General features: G+C 37.7%; 17 protein-coding genes. 8 read left to right on the forward strand and 9 right to left on the reverse strand.

Translation table 11 applies throughout. The features are described from left to right. Positions 1–40: 40 nt before the first annotated feature. The 5 genes from AC59HZ_RS03370 to AC59HZ_RS03390 form a co-directional block, all read right to left on the reverse strand. Positions 41–340: a metal-sulfur cluster assembly factor gene (locus AC59HZ_RS03370; RefSeq protein WP_496544464.1), complete on the reverse strand. Its 300-nt coding sequence runs from the start codon at positions 338–340 to the stop codon at positions 41–43. 11 nt (positions 341–351) lie between these two features. Beyond that, positions 352–1,596, reverse strand: a complete 1,245-nt coding sequence (locus AC59HZ_RS03375; protein WP_496544652.1) for a hypothetical protein — start codon at positions 1,594–1,596, stop codon at positions 352–354. Between the two features lie 13 nt (positions 1,597–1,609). Then, entirely contained in the window at positions 1,610–1,816 is a 207-nt protein-coding gene (locus tag AC59HZ_RS03380; protein WP_496544465.1) for a DUF2249 domain-containing protein, read from the reverse strand. A 15-nt stretch (positions 1,817–1,831) separates the two neighbouring features. Further along, a complete protein-coding gene (locus AC59HZ_RS03385; RefSeq protein ID WP_496544466.1) occupies positions 1,832–2,065 on the reverse strand; it encodes a DUF2249 domain-containing protein in 234 nt (77 codons plus the stop codon). A 217-nt stretch (positions 2,066–2,282) separates the two neighbouring features. Then, positions 2,283–2,975 carry a Crp/Fnr family transcriptional regulator gene (locus AC59HZ_RS03390; protein ID WP_496544467.1) on the reverse strand — a complete coding sequence of 231 codons (693 nt, stop codon included), beginning with the start codon at positions 2,973–2,975 and terminating at the stop codon, positions 2,283–2,285. 214 nt (positions 2,976–3,189) lie between these two features. Between AC59HZ_RS03390 and AC59HZ_RS03395 the strand changes: the two genes are divergently transcribed. Further along, positions 3,190–5,553, forward strand: coding sequence for a nitric-oxide reductase large subunit (locus AC59HZ_RS03395; RefSeq protein ID WP_496544468.1), 2,364 nt, complete (start codon positions 3,190–3,192; stop codon positions 5,551–5,553). 24 nt (positions 5,554–5,577) lie between these two features. Here AC59HZ_RS03395 and AC59HZ_RS03400 read toward each other — a convergent pair whose 3' ends face one another. Further along, the gene (locus AC59HZ_RS03400) at positions 5,578–5,730 is read right to left on the reverse strand and encodes a hypothetical protein (RefSeq protein ID WP_496544469.1); all 153 of its coding nucleotides are present in this window, start codon (positions 5,728–5,730) and stop codon (positions 5,578–5,580) included. A gap of 131 nt (positions 5,731–5,861) precedes the next feature. On the opposite strand from AC59HZ_RS03400, the gene AC59HZ_RS03405 reads away from it, so the two are divergent. The 3 genes from AC59HZ_RS03405 (at position 5,862) to AC59HZ_RS03415 (ending at position 8,690) form a co-directional block, all read left to right on the forward strand. Next, on the forward strand, positions 5,862–6,095 hold the full coding sequence (locus AC59HZ_RS03405; RefSeq protein WP_496544653.1) for a DUF2249 domain-containing protein: 234 nt from the start codon (positions 5,862–5,864) through the stop codon (positions 6,093–6,095). Positions 6,096–6,276: 181 nt separating this feature from the next. Then, positions 6,277–7,776, forward strand: a complete 1,500-nt coding sequence (locus tag AC59HZ_RS03410) for a carboxypeptidase M32 (RefSeq protein WP_496544470.1) — start codon at positions 6,277–6,279, stop codon at positions 7,774–7,776. Further along, positions 7,773–8,690, forward strand: a complete 918-nt coding sequence (locus AC59HZ_RS03415; RefSeq protein WP_496544471.1) for a DMT family transporter — start codon at positions 7,773–7,775, stop codon at positions 8,688–8,690. Before AC59HZ_RS03410 ends, AC59HZ_RS03415 begins: the two co-directional genes overlap by 4 nt. 20 nt (positions 8,691–8,710) lie before the next feature. Here the strand turns inward: AC59HZ_RS03415 and AC59HZ_RS03420 are convergent, their stop codons facing one another. From AC59HZ_RS03420 to AC59HZ_RS03430, 3 genes are read right to left on the reverse strand one after another with little or no spacing between them, the layout of a single operon-like run. After that, complete coding sequence (locus tag AC59HZ_RS03420; protein ID WP_496544472.1) at positions 8,711–10,369, reverse strand: b(o/a)3-type cytochrome-c oxidase subunit 1; 1,659 nt, start codon at positions 10,367–10,369, stop codon at positions 8,711–8,713. Further along, complete coding sequence (locus tag AC59HZ_RS03425) at positions 10,369–10,845, reverse strand: cytochrome c oxidase subunit II (protein WP_496544473.1); 477 nt, start codon at positions 10,843–10,845, stop codon at positions 10,369–10,371. Before AC59HZ_RS03425 ends, AC59HZ_RS03420 begins: the two co-directional genes overlap by 1 nt. A gap of 20 nt (positions 10,846–10,865) precedes the next feature. Beyond that, positions 10,866–11,015, reverse strand: coding sequence for a cytochrome c oxidase subunit 2A (locus AC59HZ_RS03430; RefSeq protein WP_430062755.1), 150 nt, complete (start codon positions 11,013–11,015; stop codon positions 10,866–10,868). Between the two features lie 657 nt (positions 11,016–11,672). Between AC59HZ_RS03430 and AC59HZ_RS03435 the strand changes: the two genes are divergently transcribed. The 4 genes from AC59HZ_RS03435 (at position 11,673) to AC59HZ_RS03450 (ending at position 18,159) form a co-directional block, all read left to right on the forward strand. Next, a complete protein-coding gene (locus AC59HZ_RS03435) occupies positions 11,673–12,761 on the forward strand; it encodes a type III polyketide synthase (RefSeq protein WP_496544474.1) in 1,089 nt (362 codons plus the stop codon). Further along, positions 12,762–13,331 carry an isoprenylcysteine carboxyl methyltransferase family protein gene (locus tag AC59HZ_RS03440; protein WP_496544475.1) on the forward strand — a complete coding sequence of 190 codons (570 nt, stop codon included), beginning with the start codon at positions 12,762–12,764 and terminating at the stop codon, positions 13,329–13,331. Between the two features lie 316 nt (positions 13,332–13,647). After that, positions 13,648–17,310 carry a dynamin family protein gene (locus AC59HZ_RS03445; RefSeq protein WP_496544476.1) on the forward strand — a complete coding sequence of 1,221 codons (3,663 nt, stop codon included), beginning with the start codon at positions 13,648–13,650 and terminating at the stop codon, positions 17,308–17,310. 21 nt (positions 17,311–17,331) lie between these two features. Continuing rightward, a complete protein-coding gene (locus tag AC59HZ_RS03450; protein WP_496544477.1) occupies positions 17,332–18,159 on the forward strand; it encodes a sulfurtransferase in 828 nt (275 codons plus the stop codon). Positions 18,160–18,186 lie beyond the last annotated feature (27 nt).

Here is an 18,186-nt window from a genome sequence, read left to right on the forward strand (position 1 = left end):
AAACGGAAGCACCAAATTAACGGTGCTTCCGTTTTTCTTATTACCGTCCGAGTAATCTAAGTCCTTCTGGTGTCATTTTTTCAGGGGACCAGGCTGGCTCCCAAACGAGATTAACCTCCACATTTCTTGTTTCCTCGATGCCATTTATGGAGTAGCGTACTCCGCTTGTTATACTGTCATGCAGCGGGCATCCAGGTGTTGTTAGTGTCATGGTAATCGTGACATCATTTTCCTCTGTAATCTCGATATTATAGATTAAGCCTAAATCCACAACGTTAATGTTTAATTCAGGGTCATAAACACTTTTTAACTGACTTTCAATCTTTTCTCTTAAATTCATTTTCAACACTCCTATTTTTTTACGACTCTTAATATACAAATGGCAATTAATATAAATATAATAGAAAGAATACACTGCCCAATGTTAATAAGCAGCGCAGATTTAAAAGCTAGTGAAGAAAATATAGCGGTCACTGCGATAATAAAACTTGAAAATAATGGAACCACAATTTTCTCATCCATCATTTCCTTCAAAGAAGGAACTTTTGATTTTCCGATTTCCTTACTATATTTGTAGGTCCACCATAAAAATGGAATAATTTTAAATAAGTACCCGACAATACTTAATACAATCCATAGGAGCAGATAAGCATATACAAGCGGTCCAACCAGAGTAGAAAAATGCGTGCTCCATATTAGGATAAAGGCAGCAAGATGAATGAGATTTCCAAAAATGATCGCTGTTAATGCAAAGGTAAACGGTTTATCGAGTTTTTTCTTTAAACGTTTTTTGATGATAATGCTGATGTGCCAGCTGAAAATCGAAAATCCTGCAAAAAGTAGGAAAAAACCAATTTTTAATAGAAAAGTAGAATCGTTAAAAAAGGAAATAGCTGTAATGGCTAAACCTGATACATAAATTCCATAGACGTATTTTGCATGAACCATTGGAAAGCCATGGGATAAAGAAAACATTGGGACCATTTTATAAGAAAACCCGAATATTAATAACGTAAACCAGCCAGTTACGCCCATTAATAAATGGGTTTTAAAAATGGATTGATAGTGATTGGCACCAACCCCTGTTTTTAAACAATAAATCAATGTTATCCCCATAAAGATAGTACCGAATAAACAAAACAAGGCAGTGCCGACAAAGGCAGTCAGGATATTGGGTTTTGCCTGCCTCCGTAATGTCATGACCATTTGGAATAAAAACATTAATATGCCCAAAAGCGTTAGAATTCCGGGTATTAGCGCTTTTTGCGGGGCCAAATAAAGCATGCCTGAAAAGCTTATTATTCCTGCTGCTGTAATGAAAAACTGTAAAAATCCGAATTTCTCATTCCAAATTTTTGTTAAGAAGGCAACAGGTACGAGCTGATACATGGCTCCCATAGCCGCCATTAATGCCCATCCGAGGACTAAAAGGTGAGCAGCTGACCAAATGGCAGGTATTCTAAAGCTGCCTCCTATCATCATTTGCCCCTTTATTAATAAAATAGACTGTGAAAGTACTAAGGCAATTAAACTAAAGAAAATAAATGAAAAAGGAAGCTTAATATTCGTTTCACTTCCCATGGTTTGAGGAAGCATAATATTCACCTTCTTAGCGGAAGATTTCGATTTTATAACTTCCGTCGTTTTGTTGTTCTGTTCGCTGCTGGTAACCAAGTTCTTCTAACTGCTCGTAGAGAAACATTGGTCTTCGGTCATTAATAATGGTCAGGACTTCGTCTTCGGCTAAGGTTTCTAAGGCTGCTAACGTTCGCATCATCGGCTGTGGCGGCTCTAAACCCCGATTATCTAATATCATCGCAAGCTCTCCTTTCTAGCTTTTTTTCCTAAAAATTACTTTCCAATGCTTTAATTCAAGTTCTTCTTCTTCATGTGTAAAACCTTTTGCTTTTAATACAGCAAAAAGGGGAACTGGTTTAAAGGAGGCATGCAGGATAAAAATATCATCATTTTTTAATTCTTTAACAGCTTCCATTATTTTTTGGAAGGGTTCGATTTTATTTTTTAAATCCTCACGGACATCTAATTCAATTATTCTTTGTTCCATTTAGAAAACAACTCCTTTTTATTATTGCTTTTATAAAACTAGTCTGTTGATTTCCGCTCCAGACACTTCGCTTTCCGCGGGCGGGACGGGGAGCCTCCTCGGCGCTTTGGCGCCTGCGGGGTCTCCCCAGTCCCGTACTCCCGCAGTAGTCTCGCGTCTTCCGCTCCAATCAACAGGGTGTTAAAAAATAAAAATGAGCTTTAACAAAGCCTTATTATTAATAAAATAGTTCCTGTTGGAGGGCATCACGGTTAATGTGATAAAAGCCGTCAAGGTCTTGGCTGATATATTCCTTCTTCTTAACATGATTAATGGCTCTGCTCACGGTCTCTCTGGAGGTTCCAATCATATTTGCAAGTTCACGGTTCGTAAATTGTGTCGTTAATTTATAGCGCTCCCCGATTTTTTCACCATTGGATTTACACAATCTAATAAGAAGTAAAATGATTTGTTCATAGGTATTATGAAGAACCTGTGCTTCTAATCTTCCTTGCAAGTCTACAATTTTCTCACCCAATACTTTAAATAACTTCACACAAAGCTCTGGATATGAAATGAGAATTTCTTCAAATTTGTCAATCGGGATAACAATCAAATTTGCTTCTTCAATGACTTCTGCATGTGCCGGGAAATTTCCCTGCCTGAAAAATCCAGCATGCGGAAACATTTCACCAGGCTCAAGTACCGAAATAATTTGTTCTTTGCCGGAAAGATCCGTTTTATAAATTTTGATTTTGCCGCTATGAATAAAGAAAACTCGATCTAGCGGGTCTTCCTGCATAAAAACATACATCTTATTCTTATAAAAACGGGTCTGAGCAATCTTAAGGAATGAAGCCAGTTCCTCGCTGGATAATTCTTTGAAAATGGGAACAGCAGCTAATCTTTTTTCAATGTCCTCTTGTTTCATTAACATCACCTTCATGTTAGTAATCTATTTAGTTACATTGTAGCAGTGATTTAACATTTAAAATGTGACCTCCGTCATAGCTGGGAAGATCCTTGTGAAAATAATTCTCAGTAGTGTGTTAAAAATCACAGTTCAAAGATGAGGAGATTCACTTTGTTACAGCCTTGTGAAAGTTACAATACGGACTGTAATAACACATGAGAGGATGAAGGGAATGGAATTACAGCGGGCGACCTCACCACAACAAGCGGTGAAGGCAAATAAAAATGCACTTTTGAAATCCGTATTAATTATTACTATTTTACTTAGCTTCACTGTTCTCCTAGCAGGCGGCTATTGGATCTTTAAGGAGCAGGCTCCTAGACCGTTAGAGGTTACGAATGAAAATGGTGAAGTGTTATTTACAAAAGCTTCAATTATGGGGGGCCAGGCAGTTTTCCAAAAATACGGCTTAATGGATTATGGTACTGTTTTAGGACATGGTTCTTATATGGGGCCAGATTATACTGCTGAAGCACTAAAGATTTACACTGAAGGAATGCAGGACTATAAAGCAAATGAAGAGTACGGCAAAACCTATGCATCATTATCAGCGGACGAAAAAACAATTATTAAAAATAAAGTAATAAAAGAAATGCGCAAAAACCGCTATGACAGCAGCAAGGATACAATGGAGCTGACAGCTGCTCAAGCTTTTGGTCTTGAAAAGGTAAGAGCATATTATAAGGAAGTATTTACAAATGGTGACGGATGGGGGTTAAAGGCCAATCTGATTAAAGAATCAGATCTCCCAAAAGGTGACCGTTCCTATGTAGCAAAAGGTGATCAAATCACGCAAATCTCAGATTTCTTTTTCTGGACAGCTTGGCTATCGAGTACCGTTCGTCAAGGCGACAAGATCACTTATACAAATAACTGGCCATATTATGAAGATGCAGGAAATCAATTATCGTTCTCTGCTATTTGGTGGAGCGGTGCTAGTATTACGATACTTATTTTAATGATTGGTGTTATCCTTTACTTCTTCTATCGGTATCAATTTGGGATGCAGGAAGCGTATAAGGAAGGAAAATTTCCGCATATTGATTTACGGAAAATGCCTGTAACTAGTTCACAGGTAAAAACAGGAAAGTATTTTACTGTTGTATCTGTACTATTCTTTGTTCAATGTATGTTTGGCGCGTTACTCGCACACTATTATATCGAGCCAGATAGTTTCTTTGGCATTAAGTGGATCCACGATATTCTTCCATTTAATATCTCAAAAGGCTACCACTTACAGTTAGCGATTTTCTGGATTGCCACAGCATGGCTTGGAATGGGGATTTATGTTGCACCGCTAGTAGGCGGCTATGAACCAAAAAAACAAGGCTTATTAGTAGATATTTTATTCTGGGCATTAGTTGTTCTCGTTGGCGGTAGTATGGTAGGAGAATGGCTTGGTGCGAATGGTAAATTAGGGAACCAATGGTTCTTATTCGGCCACACTGGCTGGGAGTACATTGAATTAGGACGTATTTGGCAGCTGATCCTAATTGTCGGCATGTTAATCTGGCTGTTTATTGTCTTTAGAGGTGTTAAAGCAGGTCTTAAGAGAGAAACCGATAAGGGCGGTCTTATCCATCTATTATTCTACTCTGCGATTGCAGTGCCAGCTTTCTATATTTTTGCGCTATTTATCAATCCAGGTACAAGCTTTACCTTTGCTGATTACTGGCGCTGGTGGATCATCCATCTATGGGTTGAAGGTATTTTTGAAGTTTTCGCCGTTGTAGTAATTGGTTTCTTATTAGTTCAATTAGGCTTGGTAACGAAAAAATCAACAGTCAGACAATTGTACTTCCAATTAATCCTATTATTAGGCAGCGGGGTTATCGGAATTGGACACCACTACTACTATAACGGTTCTGCAGAAGTTTGGCTTGGACTTGGTGCCGTGTTCTCAGCATTAGAGGTAATTCCATTAACATTGTTAATTTTAGAAGCATATGAACAATATAAAATGATGCGAGATGGCGGTGTTAACTTCCCGTATAAAGGAACTTTCTGGTTCCTAATCTCGGTTGCGATTTGGAACTTAGTAGGTGCCGGTGTACTTGGATTCCTCATAAACCTGCCGGCAGTAAGCTATTTCGAACACGGACAATTCTTAACACCAACACATGGTCATGCTTCCATGATGGGTGTATACGGAATGTTTGCCGTAGCCGTACTTCTTTACTCTTTAAGAAACATTGTAAAACCAGAATCTTGGAATGATAAATGGATCAAAATCAGCTGTATTTTATTGAACATTGGTCTAGCAGGAATGGTATTCGTTTCGTTACTTCCAGTCGGCTTCATGCAAATTAAAGAAGCGTTCTATCATGGTTATGCAGCCAGCCGTTCAAGCAACTTCCTCCAGAAGGATATTGTTCAAACCATCTTAACGTGGCGTGCGGTGCCCGACACCATTTTCCTTATTGGTGTATTGATTTTAGTTTTATTCTGTATAAAAGCATTGTTTAATTTACGGAAACCGACTCACAAAGACGAAGAAAGACTTCCTGTTAAGGATCTTTCCATTGACGAAGATTAATTAATAGAAGTAATCCGCAAAGGTTTAGCTTTGCGGATTTTTTTCCGTATTGGCAGTTTTAGCAAAACAATCAAAACAATAAATCTCTTTCTCCTCTGTTACGACACCGTTCAAGAATCCATCCAAACAATAAATCTCTTTTTTACAGCTAGTACAGTTTCCAACCAGTTCTGTCATATTTATCCTCCTTAATTAAATTTCAAGGACTATTAACAAAATCATGTATAAGGTGTGATAAGGTTCACTAGTTGTTTGTCATGCTGGTACTATAATAAAAGAGAATTAACAAACTAAAAGGAGTGATAATGATGCAAACTTACTCAAAAGTTATTCACGTTCCAGATTATCCGCCGCGTGAAAAACATCCAACCATCTTTAACGCATTTGACGAATTAGCATCTGGAGAGATAATGCAAATTGTAAACGATCATGATCCAAGACCGCTCTTATATCAGTTCATGATGGAAAGGACCGAGCAATTTACCTGGGAATACCTTGAAGAAGGTCCAGAAGTTTGGAAAGTCGTAATTAGCAAGAAGTAATTTTTTTAAACACTACACTCTCTCATTATCCATTTTATTTATTTTTCATTGAATCATCTCTATTTTCCTATAATCTTATTTTACAACAGAATTCGATTCTGTTGTTTTTTTTATAAACCTTAAAAGACTATTTTTCAGAAAAATATGATAAAATTTATCTGAAGGAAAAGGGGGAGTTACCATGACTGCACATTTAGAAAAAGAATTTTTAGAGCATGTAAAAAAAATGTCTGCCTACAATGAGACAATTGGCTTAATTTATTGGGATTTACGGACTGGTGCTCCAAAGCAGGGAGTGGATCAAAGATCAGAAGTAATTGGAATGTTATCATCCGAAGTCTTTAAAATGTCCACTTCCGAAGAAATGGCCGCCTACATAGCAAGGTTAACAAATGCGGAAATGTCTGAATCGACAAGAAAAATTCTTGAAGAATGTAAAAAGGAATATGAACGCAACAAAAAAATTCCTGCTGAAGAGTATAAAGAGTTTGTTATCCTTCAATCAAAGGCAGAAAGCATTTGGGAAGAGGCAAAAGAAAAGGCAGACTTTGATTTATTTAGGCCCTATTTGGAGAAATTGGTAGAAATGACAAAACGATTCATTTCCTATTGGGGAAATGAAAGCAATAAATATAATGTGTTACTAGATATGTTTGAACCGGGGGTTACTACTGATGTATTGGACAAAGTATTTGGTGAACTAAGGGAAAAAATTGTTCCCCTGGTCAAGGAAATTTCAGAATCTCCCAATAAACCTAAAACCGATTTTTTATTTAAAAACATTAAAAAGGAAAAGCAGCGTGAATTCAGTTTGGATATCCTTGCAAAAATGGGTTATAACTTTAATGCAGGCAGGCTGGATGAGACTGTTCATCCTTTCGCCATCGGTCTAAATCCTGGCGATGTCCGCGTTACAACAAAATATGATGAACAGGATTTCCGGACAGCGATTTTTGGAACAATCCATGAAGGCGGCCATGCTTTGTACGAACAAAATATTTCAAAAGACTTGGTCGGTACTCCGCTATGTTCAGGAACGTCTATGGGAATTCATGAGTCGCAATCTCTTTTCTATGAAAATATCGTAGGACGGAGCTTTTCTTTTTGGAAACAAAATTATGAACTGTTAAAGAAATATGCAAGTGGTCAGTTTGATCACGTTGAAATTGAAGAGTTTTATCGTGCGATAAACGAATCAAAGCCTTCATTTATACGAATTGAAGCAGATGAATTAACTTACCCGCTGCATATCATCATACGATATGAAATTGAAAAAAGGTTATTTAATGATGAAATCGAAGTGGGTGACTTGCCGAAGGTTTGGAATGACATGTATGAGGAATACTTGGGAATCCGTCCTATAAATGATGCCGTTGGAGTTCTTCAAGATGTTCATTGGGCAGGAGGAAGCTTCGGATATTTCCCATCCTATGCATTAGGATATATGTATGCGGCTCAATTTAAGCATAAAATGCTCGAGGATCTTCCAAATTTTGATCAATTGCTGGAAGAGGGAAATTTGCTTCCGATTAAAGAGTGGCTGACAAAGAATATCCACCAATTCGGGAAAATGAAAAAACCTTTAGAAATCTTGCATGACGTGACTGGTGAAGGGCTGAACGCTAAATATTTAATCGAATATCTCTATGAGAAGTATGGAAAGGTTTATCAGTTAAATTGACGAAGTCGCTTCCGATTGTGCTGATATCCACCAGTGCAGCATTATGGGGAATCATTGCAATTTTTATTAGAAAACTCTCTAGTTTTGGCTTTTCCCCAATGGAAATTGTGACATTGCGGGTTATCACTGCAGCGGCATTACTTGGGTTATTTGGGGCATTTAAATATCGCAGCCAATTAAGAATCGCCTTAAAGGATCTCCCGCTGTTTATTGGCACAGGGATTTGCAGCATTGTCTTATTTAATTGGTGTTATTTCTCTGCTATTAATCAAATGAATTTATCCATTGCTGTAATTTTACTGTATACCGCTCCTGCCTTTGTTACAGTTTTATCCTATTTTTTCTTAAAGGAAAAAATGAATTCAATAAAGCTCATTTCAGTTGCAGGGACGATATTGGGCTGTATATTGATAGCAGGTCTTAATTTAAATGATACGGCATCGATGAGCGGTGCGGGACTCTTAACGGGGCTAGGTGCTGGCTTCGGCTATGCACTTTATAGTATTTTTGGGAAGTTTGCCCTGAAGAAATATCCGCCCTACACTGTTACGTTTTATACCTTTGTTGTTGCCGCAATCACTTTGCTGCCTTTCACAGGATTATGGACTAAGGTAGATATCCTTTTTAATGGTGATGTTTTCTTTTATGCTATAGGATTGGGAATGTTTCCAACCGTACTCGCCTATTTACTTTATACAAAAGGCCTTGAGAAAATCGAAACAAGTAAAGCGGCCATTATTGCCACAGTTGAGCCAGTTGTCGCGACGCTTTTAAGCGTTTTTGTATATAATGAAAGTTTTGGTGCCGTTCAAGGCATAGGCTCTACAATTATTCTATTATCTGTTTTATTTATTAATCTTCCTGTCGGCTTCGAACGACGGATTCTAAAAGAAAAAGGCTTCAATCAAAAATGATTGAAGCTTTTCTTTTGAATTTACCACGTCTTGAAACCTTTAGATCCAGGTGGTGCATTTTGAATAATATCAATAAATGGTATTGTGTAAGCGAAAAGGATGAGGGCGGCAGTGATGCCAAGCCATAACTTCCAGTTTTCAAATACCATTGGTGCTGTTTCCTGTGGATTTTCGGCTTCACCTACAGGGAATTCTTCCTCGCCTTTTGGAGCAAAGAATGCTAGATTAATGAAGATAATTAAAATTAAGATAATGCCTAAGAATAAAATCGATCCGCCAACTGCCTGGGCAATTTGATAAGGGATCCATTCAGCCGCCTGCTTTGCTCCTCCATAAGTGGAGAAGGCAGAACGTCTAGGACCGCCAAGCAAGCCTTCGAAGTGCATTGCACCGGACATGAAGACCATACCAATAAACCAAACCCAGCCCTGGATAATTCCTAATTTATTCATCGCTTTGGTTAATTTGCGGCCTGTTAAATGTGGAATTAGCCAATAGGAAATTCCAAAGAAAGTTAATACAACAGAGGTTGCTGCTGTTAAATGAAAGTGTCCCGTAATCCAAATCGTATTGTGAACGACTTGGTCCATCTGGTTTGAAGCATTGATGATACCGCCTGCACCCGCAGGGATGAAGGAGGCCATTCCGATGAATGGAACAGTAAAACGTGCATCTCCCCAAGGAAGAACTCTAAACCAGCCAAAAAGCCCTTTTGCCCCTTTTGAACGTCCATACCTCTCAAAAGTAGCAAATAACGAGAAAGCTGTCATTAAGGATGGAATAACAACCATAAAGGTTAAAACTACTTGGAAGAACTTCCAAGCAGGATCAATTCCCGGTTCTGTTAATTGGTGATGGAAACCAACTGGAATAGAGAAGAGCAGGAACAAGATAAACGATAATCTAGCTAATGAATCTGAGAAGATTTTTCCGCCAATAATTTTTGGAATAATAGTATACCAGCACATATAGGCAGGCAATAACCAGAAATAAACTAACGGATGTCCGAAATACCAGAACAAAGTACGGCTGACTAAAACATCAACTGTATCAACTAATCCAAGTGACCATGGAAGTAATTGGAATAAAACGGTTGCCGCTACCCCTAAAGTAGCTACGATCCAAAGGACGGTATTAATAACGGCCATAAAGCTTAATAACGGACTAGGTTTTCCAGGATTATTTTTGCGCCATTTTGCATAGGTCATAATTTGTGCGGCACCATCAATCCAGCTGCCGACCACAACTAGCGTCAATCCTAAGTAAAAAATCCAATGTGCCTGCAACGGAGCATAGAAAGTATATAAAACAGTTGCTTTATTTAGTAAAACCATAGTCGCAGCCATTGCTGTTCCTGTAGTCATGGTCCAAAAGCCAATCCATCCCGTCCGTCTAGCTGCATTGGAATGAGTACCTGCTGTACGGCTTACTGCAGCGTATTGAAACCCCATAATAAAGAAGGTTGTTAATACTAGACCCATCATGACTCCATGAACGGTTAAGATTTGATAATAACCGATACCGCCAGGAAGTTCATATTTACCGGAACGGACTAGAGTTTGCAGCAACCCCATTAGCCCGCCAAGTGCAAGGGCTATAAAGGCAACATAAAAATGTGCCATTGAAAGCTTTGCATCACGCGGGTCAACTTTAATTTTTGTAACTGCTAAGTTTACCATTATTCTACCACCTCAATCTTCGAGCTCATTAAATGGTGACCTGTACCACAATATTCGTTACATACGATTAAGTACTCACCAGGTTTGTCAAACGTTGTTGTATATTCACTGACATAACCAGGTTCAAGCATCATGTTAATATTTGTTCCTGCCACTTCGAAGCCGTGAACGACGTCTTTAGTGGTAGCGATAACTCTTACCTTTGAGCCAAGCGGCACTTTAACTTGTGCAGGATTATAAGAGAAAGCTTGTGCTACATAGACTAATTCATAATCCCAATCTTTTCCCTCTACTTTATGTAGGCCTGGTTTGTCGAAGGGTTTAGTTTGATCCACTTTTTCTGGATTAACAGTTGTCAAACAGCTTGGCGGCTTATTCCCCAAATAGAAGGCGCTTACCCCCACGACTGATAAGAAAAAAATAAGACAGGTAATCCCGAAAATCAGCCAAATTTTTTCAAATTTATGCATATGCATAATTGTTTCCTCCTTAAATTTTAAAAACGTTCAACGAATAAATAGTAGACACTAACCCAAGTGACAATAATGAAGATTCCCAAAAAGAAAACAGATGCGAGTGTCCCCTTGAGAGAAGAGCTGTCTTCCATTTCAGTTTTATGTTTTGTCTTTAGTTCCGCCTTCGCCATCCCCTTGCACTCCCTTCAGAAAATTAAATAATAAATTTATTAGTTCTCTTTCATAATACAAAACAATTGTGAAAGGAAAATATGAAATATCGAAGTTCACAAATTGTTCATTCCTGAGATATCTACTATGTTAATGTTATAAACTTGATGCAACAGTGATTTATATCACAAAAGCCCGCTTGCAATTGTGAATAAAATGTGAATTATCACATCTAACCTGTGATAAAAGTAATTGAATATAGGGTATATGTGAAAGAATGAACAAATTCGAATAATAGTCACAAATTGGAAAATTGAAAATAAGATAAAAATAAATATCTAATTTTCCTTCAGAAAAGAGCGTGTTTTTTGTGGAAAAATATTATTGCGAGAATTGCCGTCTACTATACGATACGGTCGAAATTTGCAAGGTTTGCGGATCAGTGGCCAATAAGAAAATTAAAATTGAAGTTCAAAAACAACCGGATAAACAGTAAATTGGAAATGTTTATGCAATGTACGAAAACGATTTCCGAGTTATAATAAGAGAGCACAACAACAACCTTCAAAACGTTTGCTTCTCCGTATAGGGGAAGCTTTTTTTTATCTTTTTTTCTCTTCGCATAATTTTCTCTCTGCTGGAAAAAATACCCTTACATATGTCGAAGGAGAATGATAATGCCTACGATTATTTCCATTGCAGAGGCAATTCCCCCGTTTGAAATTAAACAAGAACAAGCATCAAAATTCGCGCGAGAACTCTTTACCGATTCATTTAGGGATATTGAACGATTATTAAAAGCGTTTCAAAATGGTCAAATTGAAAAAAGGCATTTTGTGAACAATATTGATTGGTTCCAAGAGGACCATTCTTTTGAGGAAAAAAACAATGCTTATATCGAGTCTGCCACCACACTTGGAATCGAAGCCATTGAAAAGTGTTTAAATAATAGCGTTTTTCTATCTGAAAATATCCCTTATGAAGAAATCGACGCAATTTTTTATATTTCCACTACTGGTATCGCTACACCAAGCATTGAAGCGAGAATTATGAATACCTTGCCCTTCCGTTCCCAGACAAAGCGGGTGCCAATCTGGGGGTTGGGATGTGCAGGCGGGGCTGCAGGTTTATCTCGGGCATTTGAATATTGTCTGGCCTTTCCAAAAGCAAAAGTTCTTGTTCTTTCTGTTGAGTTATGCAGCCTGACTTTCCAACGTAACGACCTATCAAAAAGCAATTTAATTGGTACTTCTCTATTTGCCGATGGCATTGCTTGTGCATTGGTTTGTGGTGATGATGTGGAAATGGAGGTTATTAGGAAAAAGGCGGCATCACCAATGATCCTCACTACACAATCCACGTTGATGCCTAATTCTTTGGATGTGATGGGCTGGGACCTTAAAAATACTGGCTTGTATGTCGTATTCTCACGTGATATCCCCCATATCATTGAAGATTGGCTTAAACCAAATGTTAGTGGGTTTTTGCTGGAAAACGAATTGACGCTTGAGCAAATTGACTATTTTATCGCCCATCCAGGTGGAAAAAAAGTTATTGATGCCTATGTAAAGTCATTAGAAATTCCCCCTAAAATGACGGAAGTATCTCTTGAAGTATTAAAACAGTATGGGAATATGTCCTCTGCAACCATTTTATACGTTTTAAAGCGTTATATGGAGATGGATATTTCTGAAGGATCCATTGGGCTCTGCACCGCCCTTGGTCCAGGATTTAGCTCAGAATTACTTCTATTGAGGTGGAATTAAATGAAGGATATCCTTCCTTTTTCACTGTTATTTAGCTTCATCATATTTCAACGGATTGTGGAACTCATGGTTGCGAAAAACAATGAATCTTGGATGATGCAGCGTGGAGCCATTGAATTTGGTGAAGGACATTACCGTTTTATGGTACTAATGCACAGCTTGTTTTTTATCAGTTTATTTTTGGAAAAGCTGTTATTCAATCGAGGATTGTCTATTGTTTGGCCGTGGATACTCATTATATTTGTTCTTGCCCAGTTTTTTAGAATTTGGGTTATCGCTTCATTAGGAAGATTTTGGAATACAAAAATAATTGTCATGCCTGATGCTCCAGCTATTCGGAAAGGGCCTTACCGTTATATGAAACATCCGAATTATTTTGTTGTCACAGTCGAATTATTAGTTATTCCAGCCTTGTTTTCTGCCTATTTGACAGCTTTTCTTTTTATGATTTTCAATGCCATTATGCTGGCTATACGAATTCGCGAGGAAGAAAATGCTCTAAAAAGTTTAACAGAATATGAAGGAACCTTTAAGGACTGCCATCGTTTCATTCCAAAGTTTGTTAAATAATTGTGACAATTCATAAGAGATATTGAAAATCATTATCAGCTATGCTACTATTTAATTAACGATGAAAATCATTCTCAGCTGAGAGTCTGTTAAGGAAGGTGTCACAAATGACTTTTGCTTTTGTGGGCGGAACTGTTTTAATTTATGCATTTGTCATGAAGCACGTTTTAAAAAATGTTACACATTAATAGGATTTAAAAGAAAGCCAAGGTGTTAGCCTTGGTTTTTTTTGTTTTTTCTAGTGTCAAGATAGGAAAAGTTTGAATTATCGTATAAAATAAAACTTATCATCATGATATTAAGGGGTATATAAGAAATGATTAAAACAGCTAATCCAAATGAAACGATGCAAACACTAAAACAAAAAATTGTTTCTATATATGAGTATTTATTGGGACAAGAGGAACTGCAGCATGCAGAAAAGGTGAAACAACTGGCCAACAAATTAGAAAATCGTGAGTTTACGATTGCCTTTTGCGGTCATTTTTCTGCCGGAAAATCGACGATGATCAACCAGGTCGTCGGCGAAAATTTGCTTCCATCAAGCCCAATACCAACAAGCGCTAACCTAGTGAAAGTAAAATCTGGGGAGGAATACGCCAAAGTCTTTTTCAAAAATGAAAAGCCAAGGCTTTATTTAGCCCCGTATGATTATGAATTGGTCAAAAACTATTGCAAAGACGGAGACAAAATTGAGGAAATTGAGATTAGCCACAGTGATTCCCATTTACCGCCTAATACGGTGATTATGGACACTCCTGGTATCGATTCAGCTGATGATGCTCACCGAATAGCAACCGAATCAGCGATTCATCTCGCCGATCTTATTTTTTATGTGATGGACTATAATCATGTCCAAGCGGAGTTAAACTTTTTGTTTACAAAAGAGCTTACCGAAGCTGGTAAAGAAGTATATTTGGTCATCAACCAAATCGATAAGCATAAAGATGAAGAATTAAGTTTTTCAGAGTTCCAAAAAAGTGTTGTCGATTCGTTTGCTTCATGGGGTGTAAAGCCTGCGAGGATTTTTTATACTTCCTTAAAGTATAAGGACAACCCATTAAATGAATTTCTCGATCTTCAGGAATTCATTGCTGAAAGATTAGCGGCAAAGGATCAATTTCTGCTCCCATCTATTTTTCATTCTTTGAAAAAAATCACCCAAGACCATCTTGAAGACTTAAAAAAAGCAGAAGAAGAGAAGCTTGCTCCGGCAATGGAATTATTAAGTGAGTTACCCGATCAAGAAAAACAGACATTGTCAGCATCCTATCAAAATATCACTTCCGATTTAAAGAAAATAAAAGGAGGAGTGGGTGATAAGGATGATGATTTCGATCATGAAATAGCCCAAATTATGAAAAATGCCTATCTCATGCCGTTTCAAACAAGGCATTTGGCCGAAGGCTATTTAGAATCGTGTCAGCCGGAATTTAAGGTTGGATTCCTCTTCTCCAAACAAAAAACCCAAGAGGAGAGGGAAGCAAGGTTGAACCGCTTTTATCAAGATATTCTTGATAAAACGAAATCCCAGCTTGAGTGGCATTTACGGGAATATTTACTGCGGACCTTGAAGGAAACCAAGCTTGATCATGGGGAACTTCTAAGTTTGGCTCAGGGATTTTCGGTCCCAGTCCCGCTTGAAAGTTTACAGAAAACAGTTAAAGCAGGTGCCCGTTTATCAGGAGAATATCTTCTCCATTATACAGAGGATGTCGCAAATGAAATTAAAAAGATTGCGAGAAATCAATTAAGTGAATTTAAGGCTCGTTACTTGGATTCTTTAACAGAACAAAATATCAAAATAAAGAACCAGTTCGAAAAGGAATATAGCAATGTTGAGAAATACGTAAACGCCTTATCAGAAATAACCAATTCTGAACAAACCTTGATGAGTATCGAAAAACTCATTTCAGAGAAGCTAACCCAATCAGAAGACCTAAAGGAAGATTTTTATCACTTGATTAGCCAAAGGGAAGTAGAAGAATACGAATTGATCAAATCTGAAGGAGAAACCATCGTTGTAAATAACAACACCAAGCCTGTCCCTTCAGTCCAGGCAGAGAATCTTCCTCTTAAGGAAGCAAAATCGTTTCAGCCAATTGCAGAAAATCGTTTGCAAGTTACCATTGATCGCTTGCACCATACTTCAAAGCTGATTCAAAATCTGCCCGGTTTTAACAAGCTCTCACTAGAATTAGTCGAAAAAGCAAATAGATTAAATAATAAGGGATTTACAGTAGCCTTGTTTGGTGCATTTAGTGCAGGAAAATCTTCTTTTGCCAATGCCTTGATGGGTGAAAAAGTGCTGCCCGTTTCGCCAAATCCGACAACGGCTGCCATTAATAAAATCAAACCAGTAACAAATGAAAACCCACATGGAACAGTATTAGTGAAATTTAAAGAAAAAACCACCATGCTCGATGATGTTAATCGCTCATTGAAGGTTTTTGAGTTTCATGCTGACAGTTTTGCAGAGGCCTCTAAGAGAATTAATCAAATTATGCTCGGAGAAGGTCAAGTAGGAGTTTTGGAAAAGACTCATTTTGCTTTTCTGCAAGCCTTTAATAAGGGCTATGATACATTTGTTAATCAACTTGGGACTATCATGGAAACAGATTTATCCGAGTTTCAAGAGTTTGTTGCAAAAGAGGAAAAATCCTGCTACGTCGAATGGATAGAGCTTTATTATGATTGCGAGTTAACACGGAAAGGCATTACTCTTGTGGACACTCCAGGAGCTGATTCCATTAATGCCCGTCATACAGGTGTCGCTTTTGATTATATTAAAAACTCAGATGCTATCCTGTTTGTCACTTATTACAATCATGCTTTTTCAAAAGCAGACCGTGAATTTTTGATCCAGCTCGGGCGTGTCAAAGAATCATTTCAGATGGATAAAATGTTCTTCTTAATTAATGCCATCGACCTTGCTGAAAATGAAGCAGAAAAGGAGGCAGTGGCCGCTTATGTAGGAGAACAGCTTGTTAAATATGGCATAAGAAATCCGCACCTCTATTCTTTATCGAGTCTGTTGGCTTTAAAAGAGAAAACCAATCCAACACATGATGGAAGCTCTGGAATGGCAAATTTTGAAGAAGCGTTTTATCAATTCATTACAAATGACTTAACAGAAATGACTGTTTCTTCTGCAGAAACGGAGTTATCTCGTGTTCAGAGTTTAGTGAACAAGCTCATTCAAAATTCAAAAGAAGACAAGTCAATTAAGGAACAAAAACGGCTTGAGATCGAAAAACAAAAGACAGTTATTCAGGGATTGTTTGAAAAACAAACAAATGAGGCTATTCAAGGCCGATTAAACCAAGAAGCGGATGAATTAGTTTATTACATCAAACAACGAGTATTCTTAAGATTTGGCGATTTCTTTAAAGAAGCATTTAATCCTTCAACTCTAAGAGACGATGGCCGCAATTTGAAAAAGGCATTGCAGGGTGCACTGGATGAATTTCTAGAAAGCCTTGGCTTTGATTTAGCACAGGAAATGAGGGCAACAACCGTAAGATTAGACAGGTTTATCGAAAAACGTTTTGTTGATTATCAATCAGCAGTTACCAGGAAGTTTCTTGAAGTAAATCAAGACCTTTCTTTTTCAACGTTTGAAATTGTGCATGGAGAGGATATTGATTTTCAAACAGCTTTTTCTCGCTTAAATAATCAGCAGCTTTCTAAAGCAATGTCGTATTTTAAAAATCCAAAATCATTTTTCGAAAAAAATGAGAAGAAGTTGATGAGTGAGGAGCTTTATAATACTTTAAATCCTCTTGCAGATGAATATCTAAAGCAGGAAACAATTCGTTTAAAGGGACATTATGATAGAAAATTAGCAATTGAATTTAGCCGTTTGTTAAGTCAAATGGAGGAGCAGGTAAAGGATTATTACCAAGGCCTCCTTGCAGCATTAGAAGGTGGAGTCTCCATTGAACTTTTGACCAGAATTCAGGAGCAATTACAAAAATAATATCAAAATGGGGGGAAGATCTTGAAGTTTATCCTGGATAAAGAATGGTTACAAAAAAATTTACAAGCTAGTAATGTAAGAATTGTGGATTGCCGGTTTTCATTAGCTGATACTGAGAAAGGAAGAGCAGAATATTTAGCTGGCCATTTACCTGGAGCTGTCTATTTTGATCTGGAAAAAGATCTATCAAGCCCTGTCTGTGAGCATGGCGGGCGACACCCACTGCCAGATTTAACTGAATTTGTCGATAAACTGGAAACTGCAGGAATTGATGGTGAAAAGGTGATTGTCGCCTATGATAATGGGGAAGGTGCATATGCTGGCCGGTTTTGGTGGCTTCTCCGTTATCTAGGACATGAAAAGGTTTATGTCCTAGATGGGGGCTATAAGCAGTGGCTGGAAGTTAATTATCCAACAACTACGGATCTGCCCTCATTTGAGAAAGAAAAGTTTCAAATCCAATTAAAGCCGGAAATAATGGCGGACATTGAGGAAGTGAAAGAAGTAGCTTTAGGGAAAAACGGAAAAGTCGTTTTAATCGATTCACGTGAAGAAAAGCGGTATTTAGGCATTGAAGAACCCATTGATAAGAAAGCAGGCCATATTCCGGGGGCAATAAATAAACCTTGGATGGCTGGTTTAAATAATGGAAGCTATAAAGGGGAGGAAGAACAAAAAGAGCGGTTCTCGGATGTTGGGGCAGACAAGAAAATTATTGTTTACTGCGGCTCTGGGGTAACTGCTACACCAAACTTTCTTTCTTTAATGGAAGCCGGGTATAACAATGTAAAGCTTTACGTTGGAAGTTATAGCGACTGGATTTCCTATGAAGAAAATAAAATAGAATAAATTTTGACCTTAGATTATGTTATAATG

Source organism: Neobacillus sp. DZ-9 (genome assembly GCF_059587065.1).